11 protein-coding genes are annotated in these 13,158 nt (G+C 38.9%); 2 read left to right on the top strand and 9 right to left on the bottom strand.

Translation table 11 applies throughout. The features are described from left to right. Nucleotides 1–39: 39 nt before the first annotated feature. The 4 genes from RM529_RS08550 to RM529_RS08535 all read right to left on the bottom strand — a co-directional run bounded on the left by RM529_RS08550 (nucleotide 40) and on the right by RM529_RS08535 (nucleotide 3,470). Nucleotides 40–375 (bottom strand): PadR family transcriptional regulator, encoded by a 336-nt coding sequence (locus RM529_RS08550; protein ID WP_311484390.1) that lies wholly within the window; start codon nucleotides 373–375, stop codon nucleotides 40–42. Between the two features lie 239 nt (nucleotides 376–614). After that, entirely contained in the window at nucleotides 615–1,004 is a 390-nt protein-coding gene (locus RM529_RS08545; protein ID WP_311484389.1) for a hypothetical protein, read from the bottom strand. A 222-nt stretch (nucleotides 1,005–1,226) separates the two neighbouring features. Further along, nucleotides 1,227–1,898 (bottom strand): hypothetical protein, encoded by a 672-nt coding sequence (locus RM529_RS08540; RefSeq protein WP_311484388.1) that lies wholly within the window; start codon nucleotides 1,896–1,898, stop codon nucleotides 1,227–1,229. 294 nt (nucleotides 1,899–2,192) lie between these two features. Continuing rightward, nucleotides 2,193–3,470 carry an alginate export family protein gene (locus tag RM529_RS08535; protein ID WP_311484387.1) on the bottom strand — a complete coding sequence of 426 codons (1,278 nt, stop codon included), beginning with the start codon at nucleotides 3,468–3,470 and terminating at the stop codon, nucleotides 2,193–2,195. A gap of 170 nt (nucleotides 3,471–3,640) precedes the next feature. Here RM529_RS08535 and cobA point away from each other — a divergent pair, with 170 nt between their 5' ends. Together cobA and moaA are read left to right on the top strand one after the other, a co-directional pair. Next, nucleotides 3,641–4,441: a uroporphyrinogen-III C-methyltransferase gene (cobA, locus tag RM529_RS08530; protein WP_311484386.1), complete on the top strand. Its 801-nt coding sequence runs from the start codon at nucleotides 3,641–3,643 to the stop codon at nucleotides 4,439–4,441. 108 nt (nucleotides 4,442–4,549) lie between these two features. Next, nucleotides 4,550–5,557, top strand: coding sequence for a GTP 3',8-cyclase MoaA (gene moaA / locus RM529_RS08525; RefSeq protein WP_311484385.1), 1,008 nt, complete (start codon nucleotides 4,550–4,552; stop codon nucleotides 5,555–5,557). 114 nt (nucleotides 5,558–5,671) lie between these two features. Here the strand turns inward: moaA and RM529_RS08520 are convergent, their stop codons facing one another. The 5 genes from RM529_RS08520 to RM529_RS08500 form a co-directional block, all read right to left on the bottom strand. Then, nucleotides 5,672–6,070, bottom strand: a complete 399-nt coding sequence (locus RM529_RS08520) for a type II toxin-antitoxin system VapC family toxin (protein ID WP_311484384.1) — start codon at nucleotides 6,068–6,070, stop codon at nucleotides 5,672–5,674. After that, on the bottom strand, nucleotides 6,067–6,312 hold the full coding sequence (locus tag RM529_RS08515; protein ID WP_311484383.1) for a hypothetical protein: 246 nt from the start codon (nucleotides 6,310–6,312) through the stop codon (nucleotides 6,067–6,069). Before RM529_RS08515 ends, RM529_RS08520 begins: the two co-directional genes overlap by 4 nt. Nucleotides 6,313–6,595: 283 nt before the next feature. Next, on the bottom strand, nucleotides 6,596–8,038 hold the full coding sequence (locus RM529_RS08510; RefSeq protein WP_311484382.1) for a rubredoxin: 1,443 nt from the start codon (nucleotides 8,036–8,038) through the stop codon (nucleotides 6,596–6,598). After that, nucleotides 8,035–11,556, bottom strand: a complete 3,522-nt coding sequence (locus RM529_RS08505) for a molybdopterin-dependent oxidoreductase (protein WP_311484381.1) — start codon at nucleotides 11,554–11,556, stop codon at nucleotides 8,035–8,037. Before RM529_RS08505 ends, RM529_RS08510 begins: the two co-directional genes overlap by 4 nt. Before the next feature lie 92 nt (nucleotides 11,557–11,648). Beyond that, the gene (locus RM529_RS08500; RefSeq protein ID WP_311484380.1) at nucleotides 11,649–13,070 is read right to left on the bottom strand and encodes an MFS transporter; all 1,422 of its coding nucleotides are present in this window, start codon (nucleotides 13,068–13,070) and stop codon (nucleotides 11,649–11,651) included. Between the last annotated feature and the right edge of the window lie 88 nt (nucleotides 13,071–13,158).

The raw sequence follows: 13,158 nt of genomic DNA, 5'->3' as shown, positions 1-13,158 counted from the left end.
GTTGAGAAGAGCTTTCCTTAAATTGTATTTCTTTTATATTCATTCAGATATTTTTTTGATAGAGGAGGCTAAATCTTCCCAGTAATTTTGCATTTTTTTAAGTGTATTTTTTCCTGTTTCTGTTAGAGTAAAATATTTTCTCGGAATTCCTGATTCCTGTTCTACCCACTTGGAAGTAACAAGGTCTTCCTTTTTTAATCTATTCATTAACGGATAAAAGGTTCCTTCCGCAATTTCAATTTTGGTTAATTTTTTTACTTCTTCAATGAATTCATAACCGTAGAATTCATTATTTCTCAGAACATTTAAGACAATGAAAGTTAAGGTGCCTTTCTTGACTTGAGATTTCCATTTTTCGACAAAAATTTTATTCATGATGTAAATGTATAACAAAATACATAGTATAACAATGTATTATTATAAAAAATATATTGAGGTCTCAAATCTCAATAAAAAATAGCGTACAACAATTTATGTAAGTGTGCTGATGATGAGCTTGAATTGCGCCAGGAAAATCAGGCGCGGCAAACACTCATAAAGTTTGCGACTTGAGACTGGTTATAAAAAAGATCTGGAAAATTGTTAGCTTAAGAAACGTTTACTAACTGACCTTGTTAATTTCCTAATATATATTTTCTATAAAATTTAGGATCTACAGTTCTCCAATAAATGGAATAGAATTCTTTTTTATTTTCGTCGTTATTCCGAATCAATTCTGTAAAATATTCTGTTATTTCATTTCTCAACTTTGAGTTCACCGCAAGTAAATCTTTTCCGTTCTCATCAAGTACCATCACAGACGAATATATTTTATGGTCTTCTTCACCACCTCCATAAGTCGCAACCACATAGTTGGTCACAGAATCTGAAAAAAGTTGAACATTATTCCAAACTAGCATTGGATGCCTTTGATTCTTTTTAAATCTTGCTTCATCCCATTTTCCGAATTCATCAAACATTATCTTCTTTGACAAAAATTCGGTAAAAACACAGTTAAATTTCATTTGAGTTACAGAGACAGTATCGTTATTTAATTTCCCTCTATAATCATTGTATGTTATATTCCTAAAATCGTTATTTAGGTAGTTCGATTCATTGCATCTATTAGTATCACTATTTGAATCCTGGGTTGTCTTACAAGAACTAATTAATACAATGGACATAATAAGAAAAACTCGTTTCATAATATTTGTAAATTCCGGCATTTTTTGTTGTTACAAAATGGTTTAATTCTCTAAACAATTATCTGGAATTACTATAGTTTTATTTATTTCAGAATAGTTATTTAGAATGTACTTGTAATCAATGTTATTCTTGAAATCATAGAATATTTTTTCTTTGAATATTCCATTCGGAATTTTGCCTTTTTCTTTCCATTCTTCAAAAGCGGTAGAATGTGTTAAAATGGGTGAATGAAAATCGGTTGAATTTGCAATAATATAAACATTGGTACCAACTGGAAATGATTTTTTTCTTTTCCTTTTTCCAACATATTCGAGTTTGTATCTATTTAAGGGCAAACTTTCTAGAATAGTGTCTTTTATTATTTCAAATTTATATTCTTTCGTTCTAAACTTAAAGTAATTTTTATAGATTAAGCTACTATTACAGGTGAGGTTAATAAACTTTGCATTAATAAAGTCTTTGCGGGATAATTTCATTTTAGTCCATATTTTATCCTGAACAATTAATTCTAAATCAAAATTTAAAGTATCGAAACTTTCTATTTTTGCGAAATATGAATTGTCTTTTGAATTGGTGAGATAGTATATTTTTTTATTAGAAGTAGTATCTGAATAGGATCTAAAATTATATTCTATTAAATAATCAAATGAATATTTTTTTTGTGAAAAACATTTGGTGGTTATTAGAAAAAAAATGACCAAGAGATATCTCATATAATTTTTTATAATGGTATTGTAAGTTTTTTGTCTATCCGCAGCAAAAGATAACAAAAAAGAAACAGTTGATTAGACGGCATAAATGAAAATGCTTCTTTTGAGATCCTTGCCCAATATCTATTGTCTTTACTAAGCTAAGCGAATAGTTTTGAAAAAAGCCTCGAGCAGTTGTTAGTAATCAACAGACTTTTGCACAAATTTTAGAACCGAACAAAACCAAACAGTTCGTCCCTGCCAAACTAAAGAAGAAAATTGAAGTCAACCGAGAGTCAAAAGTCGCCTTCCTTCAGCTTAATCTTCATTAAATTCATACACAAAAAGACGCGGATTAATTATTAGCTGTGCCCATGCCCAATTGTTAGTATTTTCGCTGGTTGTGCCGCCTTTTATCAAACTCATACTTTCTGAAGCAAACATATGGGAGTAACCCAGGTTAAGCACCACATTTTTTACCACAGGCCGGGTAAAGACCACATCAACTTCGGTTCCGAGGTATTTATCTGCATTTCCTGCCAGCTCTGCATTTGCGGTAAAATAATGTGCTTTTAAAAGTAAAGAGGAGGTCGCTCCTGTTTTAAATACGGTTTTGGCATAAAAATCATTTAATCCAACGCTGTTGGCGTGGTTGCCTACATAAAAGTAATCCATAAATCCGTTAAATTTATGGTTGGTCCCGTACAACGGAAAAAAAGAATTATTATCGCCTGTACTTCCCTGGTCCGTCCCGCTAAGTAATTCTGCTCCCAAACTAAAAAGTGTGTTTCCGGGTTTGTAAATTCCTTCCAACGAAACCTGGTAAGCACTCAGGTCCTGAGACGGATTTGCCTGCCCAAACTGGTAATAGGCACTACCCGAAAATTTTAGCGAAGACAACGGAAATTGAAAATAAGATCCTGCAGTTTGCCTGTTGTAAACGCCGTCTGCAATATCCCCGTCTGCGCTGGTAAATTTTTGAAATCCGTTATTTAAAAATAGCAAACTCACCGCACTATTGGTCCATGTTTTTTTAAGATGGGCATACTGCATCGTTTTATAGGAAAAGAATCCGGAAATGGTGTATGGAGTGCCAAACAGCCGCTGTTCTTCCTGCCCATAGGCAAAACCTAAATCCATAGCGAAACTGCCTTTGTTATACTGAAGGAGTGCGGCATCGTGAAAACGCCCCTGCATGGCCCAGTCTAGTCCGCCAAAAATCCGCTGGTCATCATAGGCGATCACCTGCCGGCCAACTTTTGCTGCCCAATAGTCGCTTAGCTGCATTCTTGCCCATGCCTGGAACAGCGAGAAAGAATCGTTCCCGTCGTTAATCAAAATCTGCCGTGTATCGCCCCACGTACTTACATCCTGCACACTTACCATAATTTGCAGCCTCTCCGCTGCATAACCAAAATTCAGCCGGGAACGCTGCGTGACAAAAGCAGCAGGATCGGCATTGTCGGGATATAAATTTCCGAAGCCATGGCGGTATTCAAAGCGTGGCCTTATATCTGCATCCAGGGTGAATGTCTGGGAAAAAGCCGAAGTTGTACAAGCAAAAAAGATCAAAAAAGCGTGGTAGTAGTTTTTCATAATCAGGAGTATTAGTTGGCTTCAAAAATAAACAGTAAATTTAATATTTACGTATAAATACGTATTTTTATTTTTATACTACGTACAATCAACTTATATTTGTAGTATACAATTTGTCTCTCAGGAAAAAAATTGAAAGTGCAGAAGGTGATAATTTAAACGGAGAAAACATGAACAGCTTAGAACATACAACCCCCAAAGTAACTTTAGTAGGTGCCGGGCCGGGCGATCCGGAATTGCTGACGCTTAAAGCGGTGAAGGCCTTGCAAAATGCCAAAGCGGTACTTTATGATGCTTTGGTAAACGAAGAAATACTTAGTTACGCACCAAATGCCATCAAACTTTTTGTGGGAAAAAGAAAGGGATGCCACTCCTATATGCAGGACCAGATTAACGATTTACTCGTGGCTTACGCTTTAAGATATGGCCATGTAGTGCGGTTAAAAGGCGGCGATCCGTTTGTTTTTGGCCGTGGCCGTGAAGAAATGAACCACCTTTCGCAGGCGGGAATCCCTTCCGAAGTGGTTCCGGGGATTTCTTCGGCGCTTTCGGTGCCCGCCAGCAACGGGATTCCGGTTACTCACAGAAAAGTCGCGCAAAGTTTTTGGGTACTTACGGGAACTACCACCAACCACAAATTGTCTGAAGATGTAGAACTTTCGGCACAATCTAAAGCGACGGTCGTGATCCTTATGGGGATGAGCAAACTTCAGGAAATTGTTACCATTTTCACCAAACACGGAAAAGCGGAAATTCCCGTGGCAATTATCCAGAATGGAACAAAAGAAAACGAACGTCGCGCTATAGGTACCATTTCCAATATTGAAAAAAAGGTTGCTGAACAAAATCTTTCGTCACCAGCAATTATCGTGATTGGAGAGGTTGTGAAAGTTGGTAATAATCAATTAGCTGCTCTTGTGGAAGATGATTGTATTTACCAGAACCTGGACATCGAGCCTGTTTCTGCATAGATTTTCTACGGAAGGATTTACTTTTCCTGTTGCAGCAAACCTTCAGAAAATACCATCAATTTGCTATTCCTTTTTTAATGATTTCTACGGAAGCAAAATTCAATGTAAATGAAGAAAACAACGAACATGCTGAATGATTCTTTTGGCCGGAAACACAATTATCTACGTATTTCCCTGATAGAAAAGTGCAATCTTAGATGTGAGTATTGCATGCCTGCGGCCGGCGTTCCTCTAACCCCAAAAAAGGAGTTGATGAATGCAGATGAAATCCTGGAAATGGCCAAAATCTTTGTTTCACAGGGTGTGGACAAAGTCAGGCTTACCGGCGGAGAGCCTCTGGTCCGTAAAGATTTTGCCGATATTGTGAAGAAACTGGCCACGCTTCCTGTTCGGCTTTCCATCACCACAAACGCCATACTTGCAGATAGGTTTATTGAAACTTTTCATCAATACGGACTAACAGATATTAATGTTAGCCTTGACACGCTCGAAACTGATAAATTTAAAATGATAACGCGCCGCGATCAGTTTAAAAAGGCTTACCAAAACATCCAGTTATTGATAAACGAAGGTTTTAATGTAAAAATCAATGCTGTTTTAATGCAGGATTTCAATAAGGACGAAATTGTGGATTTTGTGATGCTCACCCAAAATTCGCCAATTACAGTCCGTTTTATTGAATTTATGCCTTTTGACGGAAATCGCTGGAATAAATCCAAGCTTGTAACCGAAAAAGAGATTTTAGATGAAGTAACCAGCTTTTTTGGGGAAGAATACCTTCGGAAACTGGAAGATGAGCAGCATTTCACCTCCAGGAACTACAGAATTGAAGATTTTAAAGGCAAATTCGGAATAATTAGCTCTGTGACCAATCCTTTTTGTTCCGGGTGCAACAGGATTCGGCTTACCGCCAACGGAAAGATCAAAAATTGCCTTTTTTCAGATCATGAAACCGATCTTCTTACCGCTTTAAGAGAGGGACGAGATGTAAAAGAGCTCATTTCGAATTCGCTGGGGCTTAAAAAGAAGGTGCGCGCAGGCATGGATGACTTCGAGAAGCTAAACGATCCAGAAAGGCACAACAAAAACCGAAGCATGATCACTATTGGAGGTTGAAAATTGCCATTTTTAAGCATCGGCTTTTTTCCAGGCATTCCCCTTCAGCTGAATTTAATAATAGGCTATCCATCTATACTTAGTTGGATCAATGGCTGTTGGCAAAAGATGTTTCTATCGATTAATCCAATTCTCAATTTGAATGTTTTCAATTCTTTTGAATTCTTTGACATTTTCAGTAATCATAATCAATTCGTTAGCAATTGCAGTTGAGCCAATCAATAAGTCAAAATCACTTATCATTTCACCATTCTTTCTCAGCCGAACTTTTTCTTTTGCATAAATAGTAATTGCATTAAAAATAGGAAGAACTTTTACTTGTTCAGAAAAATCGTCTATTAGTTTTAAGTTCTTTTTTGGATTTGAACTATTCTCAGCTCCGAAAAACAATTCTGCCAAGGTTATTTCCGAAATCGTACAATGATCAAAATTTACTTTTTCAAATTTGTCAATTAAGCCAAATTTTCCACGGAAAAAATGAATACAAATATTAGTATCTAGCAGATATTTCATTCGAAACTTTCAGTATTCATCTTATTAACTCTGAAGGCTCTAATTTCTGAAATAATTTCATCGGAATCCCGATTATCATCCCACGCCCCAAAAAATGATCTTAGTTCAGATTTCTTTTTAGCTTTAGTTTCTATGGATTCGGTGAGCTTAGTAATTAGATTTTGTTTAGCATTATTATCCAAATTCTTCAAGTAGCCAAAGTATTTGTCTAAAATCTTTTTTGAAATAGTTAAGCTTCCCATTTTTCCAATTTTAATGCAATTTAAGGATTTTCTTTTGGAGTTCGATTTTTTTACATTCTTGCAACGTGTATCTAAAACTAATTTGACTTTTTTCCAGCACTTCACCTTCAGCCATCTCTGAAAAAGAAAACCTTCAGGAAATAATCAGTTTTAGACGGAGGCCTGAAAATGCCAATTATCGACCTTCAGTAAAATTCAGTATTAATTTTTTTTTGTAAAGTGATTTTTTTTGATACCTACAAGGTTTTAAAAACCTTGCAGGAATACGTAAAACTAAAAAGAATTAATCTATCTGCTTTACAAACACTTTCATTTTAAAAGCAGCTTTGGGAGCTTCACAAACCGGACAGGTATAATCTCCAGATAGCTCTTTAAACGCTGTTCCAGCCGGGATTCCCTGCGTCTCATCGCCATAAGCTTTGTCATATACGGTAAGGCACTCCTGGCATTGAAAAACCTCTGCTTCTACCACTTCTTTTCTTGGACCTGCAGGCTTTTCTTGTTCGGTTTTATTTCCCAGTTGCTCAAAATACATCTGGCTTAATTCCATCAGCAGGCTTGGCAATTCAACTTTATCCACATCCTGTACGTGCGTGATATACTCACGTGTATTAGGATCAAAATCTTTTGCATAAAGCAAATTAAAGGTATCCCTAATGTCAAAATCGGACAAATCCTTAGGTGTTTTGTTCTTTTCAATTACTACGGAAGTAAAATAATAAACCCTCCTGGTATAATTGGCAATCCCAAAGGTGAGTCCGTAAGTACTTATATCATTTTGATCGAAATTTGCCACGAGGTATTTTTTAAGCCTCAGCGCTTCTTCATTGGCTACCGGCAAATGCCAGTTTAGCTCGAGCATGGAATGGCGAACGTTAATACCAAATTTGCCCAATAGTTTTTCCCATTGTAGCTTAGACTCTACCGGAATTCCTTTTACGATAAAAGATTTCCACGGTGTGATGCAAATTCTTCCAATTTTCGACTCGGCGCACATATCGCACATCGCCTTCAGGAATTCCAGGTCATATTTGTTATTTCTCCAATACAACCCCAGCCAGTATTTTCCAGTTCCTGTGCGATTCATCCCTTCATAATACGGAAAAGGATAGAACGGCACTTCCAGTGGCTTGTCTACTGTTCGGTTTTCTGTATCGACAGCATCGCTCACCAGATCAAAAATCATTTCTATGGTTTCCGGCTCCTCCTGAAGGATATTCTCTACTGCCTGTCCAATTTTACCAATATCCCAGCTGTAGATTAGCGCAGGATACATTTCTGCTTTTTCCCAATCTGGCAACCTGATGTATAAATACCAATAATCTTCATGATCTGAAGCGATAAAGTTTAAATGCCCAGTAAACAATGGTACCAGTCTTTGCCTTGGCTCGACAATATTAATTTTCAGGATTGGTTCGTACCTTATTTGTTCCAGAATGTACAAATAGCGGTCTCCGGTGAGCCAGGGCGTTGTTGGAAAAATATCTGTGGAAACATAGGAGGAAACGATATTCTCTATAGTATCTGAATATGGTTTTACAATAGACAAGTCTTCAAATTTCTCCAAATTTGTTTCATCTGTAGCTTCAGGAAGTAAAATGTCCTGCCTGGAACCAAAAGAGATGGTTTTAAGCCCGGCAGCTTCAGCAGTTTCTGCTATAGATCTTAATTCCGCAGGTGAAAGTACGCCGCCCTTTACAATTATTCTTGAAAGATTTTTTCTCATGCCAGTTCTTTTGATGTGTTCAGTATTTCACGGACTTCGGTTTTACAACTTCCGCAGCCAAGACCTGCCCCGGTCTGTTTGCAAAGTTCTTCAAAGTTGGTACAACCTTTACTTATGGCTTCCTCGATATTACCGGCTCCCACCTGGCTACAGGAACAAACAAGTTTTCCCACAACCGGCTTCTCCCTGCCCGCACCACGCAATAATTTCTCACGCTTATCTGAAAGTTCGATTTTACTTTCTATGAGATTTTTGAATTCGGCAAATTCATCTTTATTGCCCATCAAAACAGCACCAATCAACAAGTCGTCTTTAACAATACATTTTTTGTAATAACGCTTCCTGATATCGGTAAAAACAATTTCTTCATAGCTATCGTCATTTTCAGGAATATTGATATCGCCAATACTGCACACGTCCAGATCGTTGAATTTCAGGATATTCATTAGAACCGATCCTTTGTAAGTACTGCTAATGTCCCCTGCCATAAAATTGGCGAGAATAGCCGCCTGCTCTTCTGCTGCAGATGTTATTCCGAATAGTTTATTTTCAAATTCTGCGATTTCTCCCAGGGCAAAAATATCGGGATTGGAAGATTGCATGTGCTGGTTCACTTTTACACCGCGGCCACAAACAATGCCACTTTCCTTGGCTATTTCAATATTTGGCCGCGTTCCAATGGCATAGACTATAGCATGCGCGGTAATTATTTTACCACTTTTTAAAGTGACGTTAAGCTCTCCGGTATCCTCATCATCAAAAACGGTACTCACCTCATTATCAAAGTAAATCTGAATTCCGCGTTCGGTCACATCCTGAGCAAGCAGTTTACTGGAGGTAATGTCCAATTGCCGCTCCATTAAACGCGATGAACGCTGAACAATAGTGATTTTAAGATTTTTGTGTTTTAAAGCCGCGGCAAGCTCCAGGCCTAAAAGTCCGCCCCCAACAATTACCACATGTTGCTGCTCTGGCGGAAGTTTTGTTGCTTCCAAATAAGCCTTAAAACTATCGGCATCTTCTTTACTACGCATCGTAAACCTTCCGGGAAGTTGCAGTTGCGCATCTTTTGGTGTAAACGCTCGGCTACCGGTGGCCAGGATCAGCTTGTCGAAAGTATGGGAATTCCCATTACTGTCTATCACCAGCTTTTCTTCAGGATCAATTTTATTAATGTGTGTTTCTGCATAAAGGTTGATCCTCAGCTTCTGTAGTTCTTTTTCTTTAATTTTTAAAAGTTGCTCCCACGTAAGCTCTTCGGTTATATACTCCGGAAGTAAAACGCGGTTATAAAATGGATGGGCTTCTTTAGAAAATACGTGCAACTCGTCCTCACGGTTATGTTCTCTGTAATTCTGAATAAACCGGAAAGAGGCTGCCCCTGCTCCTATTACCAATATTTTCTCTTGTTTTTTCCTGAACCTCGAAACCGAAACTGCAGTATATTTAAAATCGGGTTCTTTGGAAATGGGATCTACCTTTGTATGGGTTAAATTGTTCGCCCGGTTAAGATCGTTCTTCAGCTTTTTTCCCCAGTGCATTGGTAAAAATACAACTCCTTCCCGAACGTTTTCGGTAACTTTTGCACGGACTCGTACTGTACCATTCGGACTTTTAATCTCGGTAACATCTCCGTCTTTTATGTGGTTTAAATATGCATCCACAAGGTTTATTTCCAAAACAGGATCTGGGTAATGCGTTTTTAACCTGGCCACTTTTCCGGTACGGGTCATGGTATGCCATTGATCCCGTATCCTTCCGGTAGTTAAAATCAGCGGATATTCTTCGTTAGGTTTGGCAGAAGTGTTTTCTGTACTTTCAGGAATGTTGAAAATTGCCTTTTTTGAAGGGGTATAAAATTGTTTATCTTCAAATAACCGTGGAGTCCCGGGATGGCGATATTCCGGCACCGGCCACTGGAAAGTACCTTCATTTTTGAGCCGGTCATAATTAAGGTACGAGATATCGATCTTTGTACCTTTGGTCATCGCAGCATATTCTTTGTAAATCTCTTCGGTACTGTTATAATTAAAGCCGCGGAAGCCCATTTTCTTCGCAAAATCACACAGAATTTCAACATCGGGACGAGCTTCGCCGGGAGGATGAATTTCTTTGTTCAGATAAGAGATCCTTCTTTCCGAATTGGTCATTGTACCCTCTTTTTCCAGCCATCCCGCCGCCGGAAGGACAAGATCTGCATACGCAACGGTATCAGATTTATGGGAGATATCCTGTACTACCACAAATTTGGCATTTTCGAGTGCCCGCTCTGCTTGTCTCGCGTTGGGCATACTCACCACCGGATTAGTGCATACAATCCATACTGCTTTTAGTTTACCCTCCTCCAGCGCATCAAACATTTCGGTGGCTGTATATCCCGGTTTAGCAGAAATTTCTTCTACTCCCCAGTACTGCGCCACTTCTTTTCGATGCTCTTCGTTGGCAAGGTCTTTATGGACTGCCAGCAGGTTCGCCATACCTCCTACTTCCCGTCCTCCCATCGCATTCGGCTGTCCGGTTAAGGAAAAAGGACCCGAGCCGGGTTTTCCAACGTGCCCTGTAACCAGGCTGAGATTCAGCAAAGAGAAATTTTTATCAGATCCAACGACACTTTGATTAAGCCCCATAGCCCACATGCTGATAAAACCTTTGGAACGGCCAATTATAGTTGCCGCTTTCTTAATATCGCCTGCCGGAACCCCGCATAATTTCGCCGACTGATTTAAAGTTAGCGACATTACTTTGTCCCTATATTCCTTATAACCTTCAGTATGTTTCTTTACAAAGTTTTTGTCTATAAATCCTTTCTTGATCAGTTGGCGGCCAATTGCATTATAGAGAATAACATCTGTCCCGGGAATGAGCTGAAGGTGCAGATCTGCAAAGTTTGCAGAATCGGTTTTCCGTGGATCTGCAACAATTACTTTCACGTTGGGATTCTCCTCTTTATGCTTCTCTAATCTCCTGAATAAAATAGGATGACACCACGCGGGATTTGCGCCGGCTATTAAAAAACAGTCTGCCAGCTCTATATCTTCATAACTCACCGGTACAGAATCTTCACCAAAAGTTTTCTTGTACCCAACCACGGCAGAACTCATACATAGCCGCGAATTGGTATCGATGTTATTAGTTCCCAGGAAGCCTTTGGTCAGCTTGTTGGCAATGTAATATTCTTCTGTAAGACACTGCCCGGAGACGTAAATTCCCACACTATCTGGTCCATGCTTACGAATAATAGATTTAAAAACACCTGCAGCCCTTTCCATAGCATCGTCCCAGCTCACCCTTTCCCGGGGATGGGACCTGCTCCAACGCATTTCGGGATAGAGTATCCTGTCTGAAGTATCGTTAACCACGTAATCCAGGTTCATTCCTTTTGAACAAAGCATGCCTTTGTTCACGGGATGATCCTTATCTCCCGAGACTTCTATGCGGTTTCGGGCATCTTTTTTTACCACAACACCACATCCTACCCCACAATATGAACATGTACTTTTTACTTCCTTTTCGAGCATTTGCCGAATTTTTTTTACAAATTAACCTTTCTAACAAGGTAAGCCTTAGAAAGCTTTTATTACTTTATTTCTACCTGATTTTTACCTTAAAATTAAGCATTTGCAGGTGCAGCATTACCATAAGATTCTTTAAGTTCTTCCCTCGCCACCTTTTCATCTTTTACTGAAAACCGTATTCCCAATGCCACAATTCCTGTGGTCACCACGATTAAACCAATTAGCAGGTAACCTTCAGAAACAGCCTGGGATGCAGCAACGGCCTGTGCAGATTTTATTGCTTCTTCGCCAAGCCCTTCAGTAGCCGCAATTGCCGCTCTTTCTGAAGCAGCAGATTTAAATTTGAGCAACATCGCTGCCAGGAAAGCTCCCACATTTCCTCCTGCACCAACGATACCGGAGATAGATCCTATTGCTTTTTTATTAATAAACGGTACAACAGAAAAAGTAGCCCCCTCTGCCATTTGTACCGAAAGGCTAAATAAAATTAAAAACCCAATGGCCAGGTATAACGTGGAAATACTGGAAAAAGATGCCAGCATCACTCCCTGCACGACCAGAATAAAGGATAAGAATAAAACCCTTCCCCTTAGTCCTTTTGATTTTCCGAATTTATCACCAAAGAGGCCTCCCAAAGTACGTGCAAAAATATTCATTAAGGCGAAAGAAAGCACAATGTTCCCGGCAGTAATCCTTTCCAGCTGAAAGGTGTTTTGCAAATAATCGTCCATTGTACCGTAAACGGTAAGTTCTATCCCAAAACAGGAAGCATATACTATAAACAGGATCCATACCCTGTAATCTTTTAGAGCGGTAAGAAAACCTTCCTGGTCCTTTTTAATTTTTGGAACATCACCGGTTTCGGCAAGATCTTTAAAATTTCCTTCAGGGGTGTCCTGGGTAAAGAAATAATATACCAGTCCCATAGAAAAACATAAAATTCCGGCAATAATCAGGGAATATCTCCATGCCTCAGTTTCAGCGGCACCAAATCCAATCACAATAGCAGCTATAATGGGCATTCCCAGCCTGTTGGCCCCACCACCAAGGTTTCCCCAACCGGCAGAAGTCGCATTTGCAGTCCCCACTACGTTAGATGAAAACATTAAAGAAGTGTGCACCTGTGTTATAACAAATGATGCTCCTATAAAACCTGTAAATAAACGGCACATAAGAAACTGAAATGGTGTTTGTACAAATCCTGTAAGGATCACTGGGATTGCTCCAAGAACCAGAAGCCAGGTGTAACAAAGCCTTGGCCCGTATTTGTCACAAAGTTTACCAATAAGTAAGCGGGCAAATACTGTTCCCGTAACCGCCAGAACAACAGAATTCCATTTTTGTCCCGGTGTCATTCCCAGGTCACGCACAACATCTGGCATAAATGGAACTACACCAAACCAGGCGAAGAAACATAGAAAAAATGCCAGGGCAGTAATCCAAAAGGTACGTATTGGTACACTTTTGAGGTCTCGTAAATTAAATTTTGTTGCTTTTGCAGAAGTTGATTTTTTCATAACGTACAAATTTATAAGTGCTAAAATAAGTAATTATACTTATTAAATACTTAAATAAATACGTATTTATTGAAAAAATATGTACTCT

This window comes from Autumnicola edwardsiae (assembly GCF_031846505.1).
Lineage (GTDB): Bacteria > Bacteroidota > Bacteroidia > Flavobacteriales > Flavobacteriaceae > Autumnicola > Autumnicola edwardsiae.
The sequence above is the reverse complement of the archived record's forward strand: the minus strand, read 5'-3'. Positions and strand labels throughout refer to the sequence as shown.

Excerpts from the sequence above, each read along its gene's own strand:
- RM529_RS08550 (WP_311484390.1), bottom strand. The coding sequence starts at position 375 with ATGAATAAAATTTTTGTCGAAAAATGGAAATCTCAAGTCAAGAAAGGC.
- cobA (WP_311484386.1), top strand. The coding sequence starts at position 3,641 with ATGAACAGCTTAGAACATACAACCCCCAAAGTAACTTTAGTAGGTGCC.
- RM529_RS08535 (WP_311484387.1), bottom strand. The coding sequence starts at position 3,470 with ATGAAAAACTACTACCACGCTTTTTTGATCTTTTTTGCTTGTACAACT.
- RM529_RS08505 (WP_311484381.1), bottom strand. The coding sequence starts at position 11,556 with ATGCTCGAAAAGGAAGTAAAAAGTACATGTTCATATTGTGGGGTAGGA.
- RM529_RS08500 (WP_311484380.1), bottom strand. The coding sequence starts at position 13,070 with ATGAAAAAATCAACTTCTGCAAAAGCAACAAAATTTAATTTACGAGAC.
- RM529_RS08540 (WP_311484388.1), bottom strand. The coding sequence starts at position 1,898 with ATGAGATATCTCTTGGTCATTTTTTTTCTAATAACCACCAAATGTTTT.
- RM529_RS08545 (WP_311484389.1), bottom strand. The coding sequence starts at position 1,004 with ATGAAATTTAACTGTGTTTTTACCGAATTTTTGTCAAAGAAGATAATG.
- RM529_RS08515 (WP_311484383.1), bottom strand. The coding sequence starts at position 6,312 with ATGGGAAGCTTAACTATTTCAAAAAAGATTTTAGACAAATACTTTGGC.
- moaA (WP_311484385.1), top strand. The coding sequence starts at position 4,550 with ATGAAGAAAACAACGAACATGCTGAATGATTCTTTTGGCCGGAAACAC.
- RM529_RS08510 (WP_311484382.1), bottom strand. The coding sequence starts at position 8,038 with ATGAGAAAAAATCTTTCAAGAATAATTGTAAAGGGCGGCGTACTTTCA.
- RM529_RS08520 (WP_311484384.1), bottom strand. The coding sequence starts at position 6,070 with ATGAAATATCTGCTAGATACTAATATTTGTATTCATTTTTTCCGTGGA.